Raw genomic sequence first — 18,058 nt, forward strand, 5'->3', positions numbered from 1 at the left:
AGCGAGTAGTGCGGCGAACGGGCGCGGTGGACGGCAGCGAGAGGGAAACACGTGCAGGAGCATGATCACGAGAAGGAGCACCGCCGCGGCAGGCCACGCAGTGAGGCGGCCGAGCGGGCGATCCTGGACGCCGTCGTGACCCTGCTGGAGGACGGCGTACCGCTGGGCACTCTCTCCATAGAGCGCATCGCCCGCACCGCGGGCGTCGGCAAGGCCACCATCTACCGCCGCTGGCAGGGCAAGGAAGAGCTCTTCGTCGATGTCCTGCGGGAGATCGAGCCGCCCGAGCCCGAGCTGCCCGGCACCTCCGCTCTGGACGATCTGACCGTCATCCTGGAATCACTGCGCAGGCGCGGACTGGCCCAGCGCTCCTCCGTGCTGCTGCACAACGTCTTCGCGGAGATGAAGAGCCGGCCCAAGCTGTGGGGCGAGTACCACAGGATGGTCATAGAGCCACGGCGTATGGCCACGCTGGCCGCCATCCGCCGAGGAGTGGCCACCGGGGAGCTGCGCGACGACCTCGGCGTGGACCTGATGAGCGACATGATCGTCGGTCCGATGCTCGTCCGCACCCTGCACCGGCCCGAGGCGCCGCTCGACGACGATCTGGCCGAACGCATGATCGATGCCGTGCTTCAGGGCCTGACACCGCGGAAGTGAGGCATCCGGGGCCTCCGGCACATACGGGCGTGAAAACGGCGGAACCGGCTTCGTACGGACGGCGAAACGCCCGGCCGGTGCGGCCGATCGTGCCGGAACCGGGCCCGTCCACGCCGTACGCGTTGTGTCACAGCCGCCGGTCATTCATCCTTGATCGGAACCCAGGGCCCCGTCGCTCTCGTCTGTGGCGGTACGGCCGTCCCCCCGACGGCGGAGAAGCGCCCGTACATCGCCTAGGGTCGGTGGCGGGCGTGCACGGCAAGGCAGTGAGGGCAACAGATGACGCAGGAGTACACGGCGCAGTCGGTGACGGCCGGCGGAGAAGACAACCGCTCCGGATCCCGCGTCAGAGCCCTGCTCGGCCGCTGGCGCCGTGATCCGGGAATCTGGCGGCGCGGCGTCGTCCTGGCGGTCCTCGCGGTGCTGGTCGCGCTGCTGATGACCCTGCACGCCCAGATCCCGAACAAGATCGGCAACCTGGGCAGTCTGACCGAGACCTTCCTGCCGTGGCTCGGGCTGTTCGTCCCGCTGCTCCTGGTCCTGGCCCTCGTGCGGCGCTCGGCCACCGCGCTGATCGCGCTGCTGCTGCCGGCCGTGGTCTGGGTCAATCTCTTCGGCGGGCTCCTCACCGACAAGTCCGGCGGCGGCGGCGATCTCATGGTCGCCACGCACAATGTCAACGCCGAGAACCCGGACCCGGAAGGCACCGCACGCGCCATCGCGGACTCCGGAGCGGATGTCGTGGCGCTGGAGGAGCTGAAGGACAGTGCCGTACCGGTGTACGAGAAGGCGCTGACCGGGAAGTACCCGTACCACTCCGTACAGGGCACGGTCGGACTGTGGAGCAGGTATCCGATGACCGCCGCCCGGTCCGTCGACATCCGGCTGGGCTGGGTGCGCGCGATGCGCGCCACGGTCAGCACGCCGCACGGTCAGATCGCCGTGTATGTGGCGCATCTGCCGTCCGTACGGGTCAAGCTGCACGCCGGATTCACCGCCAACCAGCGTGACGACAGCGCGGACGCGCTCGGTGAGGCGATCGCCGACGAACCGCTCGACGAGGTGATCCTGCTCGGCGACCTCAATGGCACGATGAACGACCGGTCGCTCAACGCCGTCACGTCCCAGATGCGCTCGACGCAGGGCGCGGCCGGAGACGGCTACGGTTTCAGCTGGCCCGCGTCGTTCCCGCTGGCACGGATCGACCAGATCATGGTGAGAGGCGTCGAGCCCACGTCGTCGTGGAGCCTGCCGGCGACGGACAGCGACCATCTGCCGCTCGCGGCCCGGGTCGAGCTGCGCTGAGCCTGTCTGGCCGCCAGGCAGGCCTGGCCGCCGGCCTGTCCTCGCGGCGGGTGTTCCCGGAGCGTCCGCCAGTCGCGGAGGTTTGACGCAATCCGGTGTTCATCTGCCGGAACAAACGGCCTGAGAGACTTTGTTCCGTGGAGGTACTTACTACGGAGAGGTCTGTTTCCATGCCCCTGGCCCTGCTGGCCCTAGCTGTGAGTGCCTTTGGCATCGGGACCACCGAGTTCGTGATGATGGGCCTGCTGCCCAATGTCGCCGACGATCTGGGCACATCCGTCCCGACGGCCGGTTATCTCGTCTCGGCGTACGCGATCGGCGTCGTCATCGGCGCCCCGCTGCTCACCGCCGTCGGCTCCCGCATCCCGCGCAAGCGGATGCTTCTGCTGCTGATGGGTTTCTTCGTCGTCGGCAATCTCGCCTCCGCGCTCGCGCCCGGCTTCGGCTGGCTGCTGGCGGGCCGGCTGCTCGCCGGACTGCCGCACGGCGCGTTCTTCGGCGTGGGCGCCGTCGTCGCCGCCAGGCTGGTGAGCGAGGGCCGGCAGGCGCGGGCCGTCGCGACCATGTTCCTCGGGCTGACCGTCGCGAACATCGTCGGTGTCCCGGCCGCCACTCTGCTCGGCCAGCATCTCGGCTGGCGGGCCACCTTCCTGGTCGTCACGGTCATCGGCCTGGTCTCGATGCTGGCGCTCGCCCGGCTCGTCCCGTACGTGCCCGTCGACGCGCGCCAGAGCGTGGGCCGGGAGCTGCGGGCCCTCGGCAACCGCCAGGTGCTGCTCGGACTGGCGACGGCGGTCTTCGGCTTCGGCGGTGTCTTCGCCGTGTACTCCTATCTCGCCTCGATGACGACCGAGGTCATGGGCTTCGGTGAGTCCTCCGTGACGCTGGTCCTCGCGCTCTTCGGCATCGGTATGACACTGGGCGCGCTCGCGGCGGGACCGCTCACGGACCGCGCGCTGCGGCCCACGCTGTACGGCTCGCTCGGCACGCTCGCCGTGGTGCTGGTCGCCTTCCGTTTCACCGCGCAGGTGCAGTGGGCGGCGCTGGTGACGGTGGTGGTGCTCGGCGCGGTCGGCTTCATGACGACCACTCCGCTCCAGATGCTGGTCATGCGGAAGGCCAAGGACGCTCCGACGCTCGCCTCCGCCTCCAACCACTCGGCCTTCAACCTCGCCAACGCGGGCGGCGCCTGGCTCGGCGGCGCGGCCATCGCGGCGGGCTGGGGCTGGATGTCTCCGACGCTGGTCGGCGCGGTGCTGGCGGTCGTCGGGCTGGCCATCGCGGTGACGGCCGGGCTGCTGGACCGAGGTGGCGCGGGCGAGCGGGAGACGACGGCGGGGGCCTCCCGCGTGGTCGCGGAAGGCCCCCGGCCGCAGGAGCGGGAGAGCGGGATCAGCTCGTTGTCGACTCCCGCCAGTGGTTCGTGATCGGCAGTCGCCGGTCCTTGCCGAAGCCCTTCGCCGAGATCTTGGTGCCCGGCGGGTACTGGCGCCGCTTGTACTCCGCCGTGTCCACCATCCGGAGCGTCTTCGTGACCATCTCTTCGTCGAAGCCCGCCGCGACGATCGCGTCCTTGCCCTGGTCGCGGTCGACGTACAGCTCCAGGATCCGGTCCAGTACGTCGTAGTCCGGCAGCGAGTCCGTGTCGACCTGGCCGGGCCGCAGCTCGGCGCTCGGCGGCTTCGTGATGGAGCTCTCCGGGATCGGCGGGATCTGGCCGCGCTCCTCGGCGGCGCGGTTGCGCCACCGGGCGAGCCGGAAGACCGCCGTCTTGTAGACGTCCTTGATCGGGCCGTACGCGCCGACGGAGTCTCCGTACAGCGTCGAATAACCCACCGCCAGCTCGGACTTGTTGCCCGGCGCGAGCACGATCTGACCCTCCTGGTTGGAGAGCGCCATCAGCGTCGTACCGCGCAGCCGTGACTGGAGGTTCTCCTCCGCGAGTCCGGTGAGCGCCAGCGAGTCCATGTACGCGTCGAACATCGGCTCGATCGGCACCGTACGGAAGTTGAGCCCGGTACGGCGGGCCAGCTCGGCGGCGTCACCCTTGGAATGGTCCGAGGAGTACTTGGACGGCATGGACACGCCGTACACGTTCCGCGCACCGAGCGCGTCGCAGGCGATGGCGGCGACGAGCGCCGAGTCGATACCGCCGGAGAGGCCGATCAGGACGGACCGGAAGCCGTTCTTCGCGGCGTACGCGCGCAGCCCCACGACGAGCGCGGAGTAGATCTCCTCGTCGTCGTCGAGACGGTCCGCGTAGCCACCGGTCAGCTCGGGCTCGTAGGCCGGCACGGGATCCTCGGAGAGGACGACCCGGTCGATCCGGAGACCGTCGTCCACCACGCCGGACGGCGGCTCGGCGGCGGCCGCCGGCAGATCGAGATCCAGGACGACACAGCCCTCGGCGAACTGCGGCGCACGGGCGATGACTTCGCCGTCCTTGTCGACGACGATCGAGTCGCCGTCGAAGACCAGCTCGTCCTGGCCGCCGATCATCGCGAGATAGGCGGTGGTGCAGCCGGCCTCCTGAGCCCGCTTGCGCACCAGCTCAAGGCGGGTGTCGTCCTTCTCCTTCTCGTACGGCGAGGCGTTGATGGAGAGCAGCAGCCCGGCCCCGGCGGACCTGGCGGCCGGCACCCGGCCGCCGTCCTGCCAGAGGTCCTCACAGATCGCGAGCGCGATATCGACACCATGGACCCGGATCACCGGCATGGTGTCGCCCGGCACGAAGTACCGGAACTCGTCGAAGACGCCGTAGTTCGGCAGATGGTGCTTGGCGAAGTTCAGCACGACGGCGCCGCGGTGCAGTACGGCGGCGGCGTTCCGCGGGGCACCGGCCGGCTGGCCGTACCGCGGCTGGGCCGTCTCGGAGCGGTCGAGGTAGCCGAGGACGACGGGGATCTCTCCGAAGCCCTCCTCGTCCAGCCGCGCCGCGAGCGCGCTCACGGCGGCCCGGGACGCCTCGACGAACGACGACCGCAGGGCCAGATCCTCGACGGGGTAGCCGGTCAGCACCATCTCGGGGAACGCGATGACATGCGCTCCCTGCTCGGCGGCGTGCCGGGTCCAGTGCACGATCGCCTCGGCGTTCGCGGCGAGATCGCCGACGGTCGAGTCGATCTGATTCAGAGCGAGGCGTAGTTGAGGCACGCGCTCCAGTGTAATCGTCTGTCTGACGCGATCTTCCGGCCCGGCGATGTGGTCCGTCCCACTCGCCGGCGGTCACGGACACAGCGGCCCGGAGCCGTGACCGCCGTGCCCGTGACCGCCGTGCCCGTGACCGCCGGGTCCGCGGACGGCCACGGACGGTCAGTCACGGGCCCCGGGCCGTACCGCGCCGAGGTGGCGGCGGTCAGTCGTTCGAGTAGACCCGCTCCGCCCACCCGGCGATCTGGATCTCGGTGAGATGGCGAGCGAGATCGGCCTCGCTGATGATCCCGACGAGACGCTTGTCCTCGATCACCGGAAGCCGGCGGATCTGATGGCTCTGCATTTCCATCAGTACTTCGTCCACGTCCGCGTTCGAGTCGATCCAGCGCGGTGTGCCCTGCGCCATCTCGCCCGCGGTGATCTTCGACGGATCGTGGCCCTGGGCCACACAGCCGACGACGATGTCGCGATCCGTGAGGATGCCGGTCAGCCGCTCGTCCGAGTCGGCTATCGGCAGCGCGCCCACATCCAGCTCGCGCATGAGCTGAGCGGCGCGGTCGAGGGTCTCGTGCGCGGGGATCCACTGGGCCCCGGGATGCATCATGTCTTTGGCGGTGGTCATGGGTCCGTACCTCCAGAGTGGCGTCACCCCCGAGCCAAATCCATCATCGTAGGGCCGTTCGGGTGACGCGACTCGTGGCGACCGAACGGGTGAGCGATCCGGGACGGAGGCCGCCGGTTCTCTCGAACCGGCGGCCTCGCCTGGTCAGCCCTCGCGCGGCTTCGCGCCCCGCTCCTTCAGCAGGTCGGCCATCAGACCGAGCTCCGCCTGCTGAGCCGCGACCATGCCCTCGGCCAGATTCCGCTCCGTACCGACCGTGCACATCCGGGCACAGCCCTGCGCCATCGAGACGCCGCCCTTGTGGTGGTCGGTCATCAACTGGAGATAGAGGATCTCGGCCTGCTTGCCACGGGCCCCGCGGAGCCGCTCCAGCTCCGTGTTGGTGGCCATGCCCGGCATCAGTGAGCCGTCGTGGGCCTGGTGCCCGGCCTGTCCATGGTCCATCCCGGCGCCGTCACCCGGCCCCATGTCCATGTCCATCGGCATCCGCATCCAGGCCATCGGCTCCTGGTCCGCCTGGACCTTCGGCAGTCCCCACATGTCCAGCCAGCCCAGCAGCATGCCGCGCTGGTTGGCCTGGGTGTTGGCGATGTCGTACGCCAGCCGGCGCACATCCTCGTCGTCCGTGCTGTCCCGCACGATGAAGGACATCTCCACCGCCTGCTGGTGATGGACCGCCATGTCACGGGCGAAGCCCGCTTCCACGGAGTCCGCCGCCGGGTCACGGGGCGCCGCCGGGCCGTCGTCACGTCCGGCGCCGACCACTGTCGCCGTACCGGCGAAGAGCAGCGCCAGCACGACGGCGGTGATCGCGGCCCACTGCGTGCGCGTCACGGCGGTCACTGCGCGCCCATTCCACCCGTGCAGGCGGCGCCCGGCTCAGGAGTCCCGGGGCCCTGGACATGCTTCGTGAGGAACTGGTCCACTCGCGGGTCCGAGGCGCTGTCCACCGAGACCTGCTTGCCCCACGCGCTCAGCATGATCACACCGGACTGGTCCTTCACCGGGCTCATCAGCGAATACGGGGTCTTCTCGACCTTCGAGCCGAGGGCCTTCACATCGGCGTCGCCGGCCTTGTCGTTGTACGTGACCCAGACGGCGCCGTGCTCCAGCGAGTGAACCGCGTTCACCTCGGGGATCGCGTCCTTGTAGACGTCACCGTCGCAGTTCATCCAGACCTGGTTGTGGTCACCGCCCACCGGGGGCGTCATCGGGTACTTGACCGCCTCGGTGACATGGTTGCGGCTGAGCTTCTTGGCGTCCCAGGACTTCTCGTCCTTTATGGGCGCCTTGGCCGCCGCCTGCTCCTGCTCCTTCTTGTCGGACTCCTTGTTGAGGACGAAGGCGCCGAAGCTGACGAGGCCCGCGACCACCACGGCGCTCACCGTGATCGTGATGATGCGATTGCGCCGCTCGCGGGCCTGCTCGGCGCGGCGCATCTGCTCTATTCGGGCCTTGCGCTCGGCCGACTGGGACTTGGAAGCCATGGTGTGTGTCCTTCTGCGATAACTGCGGAACGCGGATGACCGCGGAACGGAAATCTGGAGATTCGGGAACCCGGTGCGGGTGCGGGCCCGGCTACGTCCGCAGTACTTGAAGGACGTGGAGGTCCGGCGCGCGGATGAGCGGGCCGGAGCGGGGCACCTGGCCGGTGCGGTACGGCGGTTCACGGTGCGGAAGCGGGACATCGGTGGCCGCCGGAGCGGCCGGCGGCGGTACGGTGAGCACGGCCGGGCTGAGATGCGGGAAGAGCCCGCAGTCGCCGTTGTCGTACGGGCAACTGAACTCGGCCTCCGCCTGCGCGGGAGCGACCGAGACGAGGCGGGAACGCTCCTGGTGATGGGCCTCTCCGGTACCGGTGTCGGGGCCCAGACAGACAAAGAGCGCGGCGAACAGCGTCGCCACGGCACTCACCAGTGCCATGGGACGCGTGATGCCTGTGCGACGCGGTCTCCCCATGAGCGCAGATCGTAGTGGGCGCATCCCTGTCGGCAGCAGGGAGGAGCCGCCTCACCGGCTGGATCCGGCCTCCGGGCCGCCCGCAATCCGGTATAAACCGGACGCAGGTGCGATCCGAACCGGACACCGGCGCGGCACGGTCCTGGCACCGCCGTCGTACGGACCCGTCGACTCGCGTCCTGAGGACGGGCGCCGACGGGGTGCGGACCGGGCGCCGACGAGGTACGGACCGGACGCCGACGAGGTACGGACCGGTCGCCGACGAGGTACGGACCGGACGCCGACGGGGTACGGACCGGTCGCCGGCACGGTACAAAGAGGCATGGCCGATCATCCGGAGTCACCACCGACGCACTCCCCGGCGCCCGCACAGGGAAGCACGGACGACGTCGACGCGGTGACCCATGCCCTGCTGACCGCCTCCCGGCTGCTGGTCACGGTCTCCGCCCGCTCGCTCTCGGCGGTGGCGGACCGGGTCACTCTGCCGCAGTTCCGGCTGCTGGCGGTGCTCGCACGCCATGGCGACGCCAAGCTGGTGGAGGTCGCCGAGCGGCTGGGCGTCAACCCTTCCACCGCCATGCGCATGCTGGACCGGCTGATCGTCGCGGGCCTGGCGACCCGGCAGAGCAACCCGGACAACCGCCGCGAGACGATGCTGCGACTGACTCCGGACGGCCGAAGGCTGGTAGAGGACGTCTCGGAAGCCCGCCACCGCGAGATCTCGGCGATCGTCGAGCGGCTGGATCCCGGGCAGCGCGCGGCTCTGGTCGGAGCGCTGACCGCGTTCACCGAGGCGGGCGGCGCGCCGGCCGTCCCGGACGACGACGCGGAACCGTACCCGCTGGGCTGGTCGGACACTCACGCACGCCACCACGACGGCTGACGGCGACCGGCGAGAAACGACCGGCGAGGCGGCTGGCAGGAAATGACCGGCGAGAGCAATCGGCGAGAGTGACCGGCGAGAGCAATCGGCGAGAGCGGCCGACGAGGCGGCCGGCGGGAAACGACCGGCGAGAGCGGCCGATATGTGGACGGAAGCCTTCCACGCGCCGGGTTCAGGACCATGGATTGCGGTCACCTGTTACATGGGCAGCGGACGTACAGGCACTATGGGCAGAGACTCGTACACGCGCGCGACGCGAAGCGTTGGACGAGGGTTCGCAACGCGCCGGAAATCGTGTGGTGGGATGCTCGTGTGCCCCAGGGTGCCCCGCGGCATGGGAGCAGGTGGCCTGACCAGCAAGGATGGGTAGGACAGCAGATATGGACAAGCAGCAGGAATTCGTGCTTCGTACGCTTGAGGAGCGCGACATCCGCTTCGTGCGCCTCTGGTTCACCGATGTGCTTGGCTTCCTGAAGTCGGTCGCCGTGGCGCCCGCCGAGCTGGAGCAGGCCTTCGACGAGGGCATGGGCTTCGACGGCTCCGCGATCGAGGGATTCGCGCGAGTGTACGAATCCGACATGATCGCCAAGCCTGATCCGGGCACCTTCCAGATCCTGCCCTGGCGCGCCGAGGCTCCCGGTACGGCCCGGATGTTCTGCGACATCCTGATGCCCGACGGCTCGCCGTCCTTCGCGGACCCGCGCTATGTGCTCAAGCGGATGCTCGCCAAGACCTCGGACCTCGGCTTCACCTTCTACACCCACCCCGAGATCGAGTTCTTCCTCCTGAAGGACAAGCCGGTCGACGGCACCCGGCCCACACCTGCCGACAGCTCCGGCTACTTCGACCACACTCCGCAGAACGTGGGCATGGACTTCCGGCGCCAGGCGATCACGATGCTGGAATCCATGGGAATCTCCGTGGAGTTCAGCCACCACGAGGGCGCGCCGGGCCAGCAGGAGATCGATCTGCGATACGCGGACGCGCTCTCCACCGCGGACAACATCATGACCTTCCGCCTGGTCATGAAGCAGGTGGCGCTGGAGCAGGGCGTGCAGGCCACCTTTATGCCGAAGCCGTTCTCGGAGTACCCGGGCTCGGGCATGCACACCCACCTCTCGCTCTTCGAGGGCGACCGCAACGCCTTCTACGAGTCGGGCGCGGAGTACCAACTCTCCAAGGTCGGCCGGTCCTTCATCGCCGGTCTGCTCAAGCACGCCGCCGAGATCTCGGCCGTCACCAACCAGTGGGTCAACTCGTACAAGCGCATCTGGGGCGGCTCCAGCCGCACCGCCGGCTCGGGCGGCGAGGCTCCGTCGTACATCTGCTGGGGCCACAACAACCGCTCCGCGCTGATCCGCGTCCCGATGTACAAGCCCGGCAAGACCGGCTCCGCACGCGTCGAGGTCCGCTCCATCGACTCCGGCGCCAATCCCTATCTGACCTACGCGGTGCTGCTCGCCGCGGGCCTCAAGGGCATCGAGGAGGGCTACGAACTCCCGGCGGGCGCCGACGACGACGTCTGGGCCCTCACCGACGCCGAACGCCGCGCGATGGGCATCGAGCCCCTCCCGCAGAACCTCGGCGAGGCGATCTCCCTGATGGAGCGCAGCGAACTGGTCGCCGAGACGCTTGGCGAGCATGTCTTCGACTTCTTCCTGCGCAACAAGAAGCAGGAGTGGGAGGAGTACCGGAGCGAGGTCACGGCCTTCGAACTCCGCAAGAACCTCCCGGTGTTGTAGCCGCCCGGCCACAACACACCGGCGTTGCTCCGGGCCGGCGGTCGTGCACCGTCGGCCCGCAGTCGTATCGTTCCCGACGTCACGCGGCCACGTTGTCCTGGGATCCGGGAAGCCAAGTGCGGCAGCGGCTCATCAGCCGATAACTCGTCGGCGACCCGCACCCGTCGCGGGGCCGAAGGGCTGCGACCTCGCACTGGCGTCTTTGCTCTCCCAGTTCCCTACACGGTCCTCGCGTTGTTCAGGGTGTCCCCAGGGAAGCGAGTGAATTGGCCACCACCGCCAGGTGGTGCGACGTGGCCCATGCGCGCCACTCTGAGGCGGCTCCTGCCTTGGCACGGTGGCCATGGGCGCAGAGAGCGAACTGTTGATCTCCCCAAGACGTGGCTTCGCCCTGAGCGGCCCAGTGATCGGACTCCAGTAGGTGCGCGCAGAGGGCGAAGAAGTCGTCATTGCCCGGCCGACGTTGGGACGCCACGTAGACCTGCCAGTCTTCGCCCACCGTGTACCGAAGATTCGGAGAACCTCGCCAGCCTTTCGCCGGCATCGCCGGATGGCTGACGCCGTAGTCCCCGAAGACCGGGGGAGTGCCCTCGAAGCTACGGGCGACCTTGTGCCACAAGGCGGTCTCCCAGCGATGAAGCCGATTTGGGCGGTCGCGGGGCAGCCGAGCGAGAGTCTGAGGGAAGGACCCGCCGGCCGTCACCACCTGGCGCCAGGGCGCGGTGCGCGCCCAGTCCAAGGCATGCAGCATGGCGGGCACTGCCTGGGCGACCGCGACGTCGGAAGGGACATAACCCGCGTCCAGCACAAGGTCCACCTGTTCGGGAGTGATCCCGAGCGCGTGCAGTGCGCGGCGCACTTCGTGTGAGATGGCGGACGAATCCGCCGGGAGCGCGACGATGTCGAGCCGCAGCATGGCTCCTAGGCCGTGGGCGCGGTGGACGTCTCGCACTTCCCTCAAGGCTCCCGGAGGATCAAAAACACGGAAGACAGGCACCATGGGAAGAAGCCATGCGCCGAATGCCTCGCTGAGCCAGTTCATCGAGTGCCCGGTGAAGAATCCTCCGACCGGACCAGCATGCCAAAGAGCCCCGCAATCCACGGCGACTTCGAGTCCCTTCGGTAACTCTTTCCAGGCATGTTTTCGAAACGTCTCCAGGACATCTCGCCGACCTTCGTCCGGAACGACTTCGAGCACGGGACGGATCTGTGCCTGAACCTCCGGTGCCACCTTGCCAAGTGCGGTGAACTCGCCTCGCTTGCCTTTCAGGATCGGTACGTACGTCATCGGCCGCCCCCCACCGAGCCGCTGCGCCTACCCCTGCCGGGGTTCTCTCTCAGCGTGACTTCGGAAGTGAGCACTGAACAGAGCGCGAACCAGACAGACCGTCATCAGACGGCGGAAGGCGAGGCCGACGTCGCGTAGCGGCGCGTTTCTCCGCCTCGTGCTTCAGATCGCGCGGCCACGCGTCCAGTGGGCACGCCGGACTTGGGGCCCGCCGAGGACGGAGGGGCCGTATGCCGGTCGTACTCGGGTCGCCTCCTGTTGGGTCGTCCGTCATGCGCCACCTCTACCGTCCGCCGCATGAAGAAGCTTCTGATCACGCTGAGCGCTGCCGCGCTGACCATGGGTCTCGCCGCTCCGGCGATGGCCGACCGCGGCCACGCGGACTTCGGCCAGGCCACGCTGACCGGATTCGCGTCGCTTCCGGCCGAGACGTTCGTGCCCGGCAGCGCGCCGTCCGGTTCCGCTCTCGGAACCGCACCGAACAACGGGATCACGGCACCGTTCGCCGGCCAGCCCGTGCAGGGATTCAGCGGGATCCTCAACAGGCACGACGGCACCTTCGACGTGCTGTCCGACAACGGCTACGGCAACAAGGCCAACAGCGCCGACTTCCTGCTCCGCGTCCACCACATCAAGCCGGACGCGCGGAGCGGAAAGGTCAAGGTGCTGGGCGGTTTCAACCTGAGCGACCCGCACCGCCGTGTGCCGTTCGCGCTCACACGGGCCGACCGGGTGCTGACCGGCGCCGACTTCGACGTCGAGTCCATCGTGCGGGCCTCAGACGGTACGTACTGGATGGGCGAGGAGTTCGGCCCGTTCCTGCTGCACTTCTCGTCGAAGGGACAGCTCCTCCAGGCCCCGATCCCGCTCAAGGGCGTGCGGGCGCCGGAGAATCCGTATCTGAACGGCGACAAGCCCAACCTGGCGAGCAGCAAGGGCTTCGAGGGCATGGCCCGCTCGGTCGACGGCCGCCACCTCTACCCGCTGCTTGAGGGCACGGTGGACGGAGACGAGCCCGGCGACCTGCGCCTGAACGACTTCGACCTCCGCAAGGAGCGTTACACGGGCAAGCACTGGGTCTACCGCCTCGACTCGCCTTCGAACGCCATTGGCGACGCCATCGCCGTGGACAGCCACCGCTTCCTGATCATCGAGCGTGACGGCGGTGAAGGCGATGCCGCCGCGTTCAAGCGCATCTACCTGGCTGACAACCGCGACCGCGACCACGACGGCGTCATGGACAAGACGCTGGTGGTCGATCTGCTGAACGTGGCGAACCCGAAGGGGCTCGGCGGCTTCGGAAAGACCTTCCGCTTCCCGTTCACCACGATCGAGGACGTGGTTCTGCTCGACGACCAGACGCTGGCCGTCATGAACGACAACAACTTCCCGTTCTCCAACGGCCGTACGCCGGGCAAGCCGGACAACAACGAGTTCATCACCGTGCGGCTCGCACACCGCCTGGACGCCGACAGGCGCGCGTTCAACTGATACGCGTTGTCCGGCCGTCGGCGGCCACCGTGCGGTCTTGGCGAGGCGAGAGGATCGTCGCCTCAGGATCGCGCGGTGGCCGCGTGTCATTGCGCGGGCGGCAGCCGACTCCCGGCCGGGGGCCGGGAGTCGGCCCACTGGGCGGCGTGGCGTGATGCTGTGGTGCAACAAGACGGTCTGGGCCGAGGTTGATCTTGGCTGTTGAGCCCGTCCCACCGGATCGAGGTCTCCGCGACCCGGCGCTCCAGGACCCGGACCGGCCCGACCTCAGAAGCTTCAAGAAGCGGACCGGTCACTCCTCCGGCCGCGCCTCCATGAATGTGGCGGCATGGCGGAAGCCCAGCCGGGCGTAGATCCGCGCCACTGTCTCGTCCGTCGCGCACAGAAACACCGTCTTCACGCCGAGGCCGCGCGCCTCGGCCGCCAGCGCCGCGGTGACCGCGAGCGCCAGGCCCCGGCGGCGGGCGGCCGGGAGTGTGGCGACGGCACACAGCTCGGTGACGCCTCCGACGGGCCTTGGGAACAGGCCCGAGCAGAGCGCGAGTCCGTCCTCGATCGCCGCCACCACCGTGGTGCGGCCCGCGCGGATACGGTCCGCCGTCCTGGTGATTTCGGCGGTGTACGCGGGAATCGCCTCGGCCAGTTCGGCGGCGCCCGTCTCGCCGATGTGCGTACCCAGCTCGGCGAAGGCCAGCCATGGAGTGGTGACGGCGCTCGGGAGGCAGGGGTCGTCCGGTGTCAGCGTCCGGACGGCTGTCCCGGTCGGTACGGTACGGGCCGCCGGCACCGGCGCGGCCTCGGGAAGCACCAGCAGCGGGCGCGCCTCGACCCGGAGTCCGGCCTCCTCGGCGGCTTTCCGCAGGCCGGGCGTGGTCTGCGCGACCCATTCGAAGGTTTCCGGTAGGGACAGCTCGCGCTGGCGGGCGCGCACCCGCCGGACATCGGCGGCGGTGACCGGGCTGCCCGGCCGACCACGGGTCGGCCGGGCATGGAGCGGCGGGCCCGAGCCGTCGCGGACAAAGAGAGTCAGCGGCCCGAAGTCCTCGGCCCGCGCGTCCGGCCGGTGGAGAGCGTCCTGATAGTGGTCGATACGGTCCAGCAGAGCGTGGTCGTGGGCGAGGTCACGGCCGCTGCCGCTGTTCGTATCGCTGTTGCTCGTGCGGTTCGCGGTGGTCACGCGGGCAGACAATCACCTTGTGCACATCGCGACCACTGAGTTACGCGACCACTGAGTTATGGGAGCCCTGAGCTACGGGAGCCCTGAGTTACGCGACCACTCACTCCGGCTCAGGCGTCGTACCAACCGCCGTCGATCCGCAGGGTGGTGCCTGTGATGTATTCCGACATGGGGCTGGCCAGATAGGCGACAAGGCCGGCGAAGTCGCGCGGTCGGCCGATGCGTCCGACGTCGTTGGGCGAGAGCGCTTCGACCAGGTTGGGCTCGATCTGCTCCCAGGTGTCGCCCCAGCCGTTCTGCTTGCCCATATGGGTCAGGGCCTCCCGCACCGCGGGGACGAGGATGCCTCCCGCCGCCACCGCGTTCGATGTCACTCCGGAATGCTTCACATCACGCGCGAGAGACTTGGCCAGGTTGTTCCGGGCGGCATTGGAAGCCGCGTAATGCGGCTGGCTCGACTGCGGCAGATGGCCCGTGACACTGCTGATCTGGATCACTCGGCCCCAGTGCCGATCACGCATTCCGGGAACGATGCGCTGAATCATCCGGACACTGGAGACAACATTGATGTTGTAAATGTCAGCCCATTCTCCGGGTGAGGTGCTCTCCCATACCGCGGTGGGTTTGTAGACGCCGACATTGTTCACAAGAATGTCGATGGGACCGGCCTTGAGCGCCGCGGCGGCGACCGTGTCGGCGCCTTCGTCCGTGCCGAGATCACCGATCGCGACGGTTGCCTCGCCGGCTGCCTCGCGGATGGCCTTGGCCACCGCCGCGGTTCTCGCCTCGTCCCGTCCGTGCACGACGACGGAAGCGCCCTCGGCCGCCAGCAGCCTGGCGATTTCCTCGCCGAGACCGCTGCTCGATCCTGTGACCAATGCCCTCTTGCCGGCGAGCTGAAGATCCATCTGCTTCTTCCTTCCTTCGGCGCACCACGCGCGCGGTGCTCCACGGCATGGGCCCGAAGGGGTTTCCCGCAGGTGGGATGCCTCTGTTCGGCGGGGCCGTGCCTCGCGTCCAAAGTGCACTCCAAAAAATAGACCCGCAAGTCCAAAAATCAGGATCCGGCCCGTGTCACCAGTTCCAGCGGCGACTCGACGCGCTCAGCGGCGCCGCAGTGACGGGTCCAGCAGCGCGGGCGGAGTGTCGTGCTTCTCGTGTGCGGCGAGATCGGTACCCGGAGGGACGATCGCGTCGATCGCGTCCAGTACGTCGGCGGAGAGCACGGTGTCCGCGGCGGCGAGCTGTGAACGCAGGTGGTCCAGCGTGCGCGGACCGATGATCGCGGCGGTCACGGCGGGATGCGCGGTCACGAAGCCGAGCGCGAGCTGGATCATGGTCAGCCCGGCCTCGTCGGCGACCTCGGCCAACCGCTCGACGGCATCGAGCCTGGCCCGGTTGGAGGGAATGGCGGTGTCGAAGCGCTGCGGCATGAACGTTGAGCGGCTGGTGGTGATCTCCTGGCCCGCGCGGATCGCGCCCGACAGCCAGCCCGAAGCCAACGGGCTCCACGCCAGCACACCGAGCCCGTACTGCTCGGTCACGGGCAGAACATGGGTCTCGATACCGCGCTGCAGGATCGAGTAGCTGGGCTGCTCGGTGACATAACGGCTCAGGTGATGCTCGCGGGCGGCCCACTGCGCCTGCACGAGGCGGTAGGCCGGGAAAGTCGAGGAGCCGAAGTAACGGATCTTTCCCGCGCGCCGCAGGTCGGTCAGCGCCGACAGAGTCTCCTCGTCGCTGGTGCTCGGGTCCCATCGGTGGATCTGGTAGAGATCGACGTGGTCGACACCGAGGCGGCGCAGGCTGTTGTCCAGCTCGGTGACCAGCCAGCGGCGCGAACTGCCCTGGTGGTTGCGCTCCTCGCCCATGGGCATGTTCGCCTTCGTGGCCAGCACGATGTCGTCGCGGCGGCCGGAGATGGCTTTGCCGACCATCTCCTCCGACTCGCCGTCGCCGTATATGTCGGCGGTGTCGATGACATTGATCCCGGCCTCAAGAGCGGCATCGACGATGGCGGTGGCCTCGTCCTGGGTGGTGCGCCCGATCTTGCCGAAGTTCATCGCGCCGAGCGCGAGAGAGCTGACCTGCACGCCGGTGCGGCCCAAAGTGCGGTACTGCATGACTGTGTTCCTCCGTCGCGGATGAAGCCTGGTGGCATCGCGTGGTGGCAATGCGAGGCTTGGTTACCGGGCCCGTGCTCTGACATCATGGGCAAGCGGAACCTTGTTCCGGTAACGATACGGAACGTCGTTCCGTTTGGCTAGCCCGGCAGCGGAACCCGGCAGCGGAACCCGGCAGCGGAAGGAGTGGCGCGGTGAACGACAGCGACGAGGGCGCGGGGCAGGCGGCCCGGTCCAAGCGGGCGGACGCCCGGCGTAACAAGGAGACGCTGCTCGACGCGGCCGCCGCGGTGTTCGTCACGTCAGGCGTGGAAGCGCCGGTACGTGACATCGCGGCCAAGGCCGGTGTCGGGATGGGCACGATCTACCGCCACTTTCCGACGCGAGCGGATCTCATCATCGCCGTCTACCGGCATCAGGTGGAGGCATGCGCCGAGGCCGGTCCAGCCCTGCTGGCGACCAGCGCGACTCCGCACGCGGCACTGGGACGATGGATCAACCTCTTCGTTGATTTCCTGGTCACCAAGCACGGACTCGCGGCCGTGCTGCAGTCCGACAACGCCGGCTTCGACGCGCTGCACACCTACTTCCTCGACCGCCTCGTGCCCGTGTGCACTCAGTTGCTCGGCGCCGCGGTCGCCGCCGGCGACATCCGCTCCGACACGGACGCCTACGAACTCATGCGCGGCGTCGGGAACCTCTGCATCGGCGGGGACAACGATTCCCGCTACGACCCACGCCACATGGTCGAGCTGCTTGTCGCGGGACTGCTTCAACCGCGCTCGGCCTGATCTGATGCCCGTGGACGCGGCCGCGCCCATGGCGCCGAATCGGCCGACCGCCGGTCATGACCGACGAACAGGTGCGTCCGGACGGACGCAGCGTTCCGTCCGCGTCGGCGACCGGTGCGGCGATCAGTCCGCGACGGGCCGGCCGGTCGCCTGAAGCTGCCTGATGCCCCAGTCGAGCGCGGCCTTGAGATGGGTCGGCTCTCCGGTGGACAGCATGATCGACACTCCGCCCTGGATGCCGGCGAGAAGCGCCGCGGCGGCCTCGTCCACGTCGAGCGACGCCGACAGATGACCCTGACGCCGCAACGACCGGATCCCGGTGGCGAGATACTCCTGCCACTCCCGCATGAGCTGGATGACGATCGCACGGGCCCCGGGCGTGGAGCGTCCGACGTGCGCGAACAGCGAGCCCAGCGGGCAGGTGTCGCCCTGTGCCGTGTACCTCTCGACGACGACGTCACGCCACCGGTACCACGCCTCCCAGGAGTCGAGCGCTCCCAGGTGCGGCTGCTGGTCGTCCAGCACCCGGTCCGCCTCGTACCGCGCGGCGGCGAGCAGCAGGTCCTCCCTGCCGCCGGGAAAGTAGTGAAAGAGCTGGCCCTTGCTCGTACCGGTGCGCAGACAGATGTCGTCCAGGGTCGCCGTGGCGACGCCTCTCTCCAGCAGGACCTCGGCGGCACCGGCGACGATACGCGCCCGTGTGGCCTCGCCCTTCGCCGTCAGAATCCGGCTCAACGACTCCACCTCACTTCCGGAAGAGCCCTCACTTCCCGATCACTTCCAGAAGGCTCCACTGGTTCAGCGTACTCGCGGCGCCGCGCCTGACACCGTCGTCCACCTGACCGCACGGATGCTCCCGGACCC

The 18,058-nt window shown here is 68.8% G+C and carries 17 protein-coding genes; 7 read left to right on the top strand and 10 right to left on the bottom strand.

All coding sequences use genetic code 11. From position 1 onward, the window contains the following. Nucleotides 1-51: 51 nt before the first annotated feature. The 3 genes from PV679_RS04485 (at nucleotide 52) to PV679_RS04495 (ending at nucleotide 3,392) form a co-directional block, all read left to right on the top strand. Nucleotides 52-660, top strand: a complete 609-nt coding sequence (locus tag PV679_RS04485) for a TetR/AcrR family transcriptional regulator (RefSeq protein WP_319678584.1) — start codon at nucleotides 52-54, stop codon at nucleotides 658-660. Between the two features lie 279 nt (nucleotides 661-939). Further along, nucleotides 940-1,965, top strand: coding sequence for an endonuclease/exonuclease/phosphatase family protein (locus PV679_RS04490; protein ID WP_319678583.1), 1,026 nt, complete (start codon nucleotides 940-942; stop codon nucleotides 1,963-1,965). A gap of 170 nt (nucleotides 1,966-2,135) precedes the next feature. Further along, entirely contained in the window at nucleotides 2,136-3,392 is a 1,257-nt protein-coding gene (locus tag PV679_RS04495; protein WP_319678582.1) for an MFS transporter, read from the top strand. On the opposite strand, the gene PV679_RS04500 is transcribed toward PV679_RS04495, so the two are convergent. The 5 genes from PV679_RS04500 to PV679_RS04520 form a co-directional block, all read right to left on the bottom strand. Beyond that, entirely contained in the window at nucleotides 3,358-5,118 is a 1,761-nt protein-coding gene (locus tag PV679_RS04500; protein WP_319678581.1) for an NAD+ synthase, read from the bottom strand. The two genes, PV679_RS04495 and PV679_RS04500, sit on opposite strands and share 35 nt — an antisense overlap. Before the next feature lie 202 nt (nucleotides 5,119-5,320). Next, nucleotides 5,321-5,740: a CBS domain-containing protein gene (locus PV679_RS04505; protein WP_319678580.1), complete on the bottom strand. Its 420-nt coding sequence runs from the start codon at nucleotides 5,738-5,740 to the stop codon at nucleotides 5,321-5,323. Nucleotides 5,741-5,884: 144 nt separating this feature from the next. Further along, nucleotides 5,885-6,574: a DUF305 domain-containing protein gene (locus PV679_RS04510; protein WP_319678740.1), complete on the bottom strand. Its 690-nt coding sequence runs from the start codon at nucleotides 6,572-6,574 to the stop codon at nucleotides 5,885-5,887. Nucleotides 6,575-6,579: 5 nt separating this feature from the next. Next, nucleotides 6,580-7,227, bottom strand: coding sequence for a DUF3105 domain-containing protein (locus PV679_RS04515; RefSeq protein WP_319678579.1), 648 nt, complete (start codon nucleotides 7,225-7,227; stop codon nucleotides 6,580-6,582). 91 nt (nucleotides 7,228-7,318) lie between these two features. After that, nucleotides 7,319-7,699 (bottom strand): hypothetical protein, encoded by a 381-nt coding sequence (locus PV679_RS04520; RefSeq protein WP_319678578.1) that lies wholly within the window; start codon nucleotides 7,697-7,699, stop codon nucleotides 7,319-7,321. A 322-nt stretch (nucleotides 7,700-8,021) separates the two neighbouring features. Between PV679_RS04520 and PV679_RS04525 the strand changes: the two genes are divergently transcribed. Then, nucleotides 8,022-8,582: a MarR family transcriptional regulator gene (locus PV679_RS04525; RefSeq protein WP_319678577.1), complete on the top strand. Its 561-nt coding sequence runs from the start codon at nucleotides 8,022-8,024 to the stop codon at nucleotides 8,580-8,582. A gap of 380 nt (nucleotides 8,583-8,962) precedes the next feature. Then, the gene (locus tag PV679_RS04530) at nucleotides 8,963-10,324 is read left to right on the top strand and encodes a glutamine synthetase family protein (protein WP_319678576.1); all 1,362 of its coding nucleotides are present in this window, start codon (nucleotides 8,963-8,965) and stop codon (nucleotides 10,322-10,324) included. A 238-nt stretch (nucleotides 10,325-10,562) separates the two neighbouring features. On the opposite strand, the gene PV679_RS04535 is transcribed toward PV679_RS04530, so the two are convergent. Then, on the bottom strand, nucleotides 10,563-11,612 hold the full coding sequence (locus PV679_RS04535) for a beta family protein (protein ID WP_319678575.1): 1,050 nt from the start codon (nucleotides 11,610-11,612) through the stop codon (nucleotides 10,563-10,565). 297 nt (nucleotides 11,613-11,909) lie between these two features. Here PV679_RS04535 and PV679_RS04540 point away from each other — a divergent pair, with 297 nt between their 5' ends. Further along, entirely contained in the window at nucleotides 11,910-13,103 is a 1,194-nt protein-coding gene (locus tag PV679_RS04540) for an esterase-like activity of phytase family protein (RefSeq protein ID WP_319678574.1), read from the top strand. Between the two features lie 292 nt (nucleotides 13,104-13,395). Here the strand turns inward: PV679_RS04540 and PV679_RS04545 are convergent, their stop codons facing one another. The 3 genes from PV679_RS04545 to PV679_RS04555 form a co-directional block, all read right to left on the bottom strand. Then, complete coding sequence (locus PV679_RS04545) at nucleotides 13,396-14,280, bottom strand: GNAT family N-acetyltransferase (RefSeq protein WP_319678573.1); 885 nt, start codon at nucleotides 14,278-14,280, stop codon at nucleotides 13,396-13,398. Between the two features lie 110 nt (nucleotides 14,281-14,390). Then, nucleotides 14,391-15,188, bottom strand: coding sequence for an SDR family oxidoreductase (locus tag PV679_RS04550; protein ID WP_319678572.1), 798 nt, complete (start codon nucleotides 15,186-15,188; stop codon nucleotides 14,391-14,393). A gap of 195 nt (nucleotides 15,189-15,383) precedes the next feature. Continuing rightward, nucleotides 15,384-16,403 (bottom strand): aldo/keto reductase, encoded by a 1,020-nt coding sequence (locus PV679_RS04555; RefSeq protein ID WP_319678571.1) that lies wholly within the window; start codon nucleotides 16,401-16,403, stop codon nucleotides 15,384-15,386. 194 nt (nucleotides 16,404-16,597) lie between these two features. Between PV679_RS04555 and PV679_RS04560 the strand changes: the two genes are divergently transcribed. Beyond that, the gene (locus PV679_RS04560; RefSeq protein ID WP_319678570.1) at nucleotides 16,598-17,194 is read left to right on the top strand and encodes a TetR/AcrR family transcriptional regulator; all 597 of its coding nucleotides are present in this window, start codon (nucleotides 16,598-16,600) and stop codon (nucleotides 17,192-17,194) included. 123 nt (nucleotides 17,195-17,317) lie between these two features. On the opposite strand, the gene PV679_RS04565 is transcribed toward PV679_RS04560, so the two are convergent. After that, nucleotides 17,318-17,929, bottom strand: coding sequence for a TetR/AcrR family transcriptional regulator (locus tag PV679_RS04565; protein WP_319678569.1), 612 nt, complete (start codon nucleotides 17,927-17,929; stop codon nucleotides 17,318-17,320). Nucleotides 17,930-18,058: the final 129 nt, after the last annotated feature.

The organism is Streptomyces sp. AK02-01A (assembly GCF_033795305.1).
Taxonomy (GTDB): domain Bacteria; phylum Actinomycetota; class Actinomycetes; order Streptomycetales; family Streptomycetaceae; genus Streptomyces.

Coding starts and splice junctions, on each gene's coding strand:
- PV679_RS04520 (WP_319678578.1), bottom strand. CDS start 7,699: ATGGGGAGACCGCGTCGCACAGGCATCACGCGTCCCATGGCACTGGTG.
- PV679_RS04530 (WP_319678576.1), top strand. CDS start 8,963: ATGGACAAGCAGCAGGAATTCGTGCTTCGTACGCTTGAGGAGCGCGAC.
- PV679_RS04555 (WP_319678571.1), bottom strand. CDS start 16,403: ATGCAGTACCGCACTTTGGGCCGCACCGGCGTGCAGGTCAGCTCTCTC.
- PV679_RS04550 (WP_319678572.1), bottom strand. CDS start 15,188: ATGGATCTTCAGCTCGCCGGCAAGAGGGCATTGGTCACAGGATCGAGC.
- PV679_RS04525 (WP_319678577.1), top strand. CDS start 8,022: ATGGCCGATCATCCGGAGTCACCACCGACGCACTCCCCGGCGCCCGCA.
- PV679_RS04535 (WP_319678575.1), bottom strand. CDS start 11,612: ATGACGTACGTACCGATCCTGAAAGGCAAGCGAGGCGAGTTCACCGCA.
- PV679_RS04540 (WP_319678574.1), top strand. CDS start 11,910: ATGAAGAAGCTTCTGATCACGCTGAGCGCTGCCGCGCTGACCATGGGT.
- PV679_RS04490 (WP_319678583.1), top strand. CDS start 940: ATGACGCAGGAGTACACGGCGCAGTCGGTGACGGCCGGCGGAGAAGAC.
- PV679_RS04515 (WP_319678579.1), bottom strand. CDS start 7,227: ATGGCTTCCAAGTCCCAGTCGGCCGAGCGCAAGGCCCGAATAGAGCAG.
- PV679_RS04505 (WP_319678580.1), bottom strand. CDS start 5,740: ATGACCACCGCCAAAGACATGATGCATCCCGGGGCCCAGTGGATCCCC.
- PV679_RS04495 (WP_319678582.1), top strand. CDS start 2,136: ATGCCCCTGGCCCTGCTGGCCCTAGCTGTGAGTGCCTTTGGCATCGGG.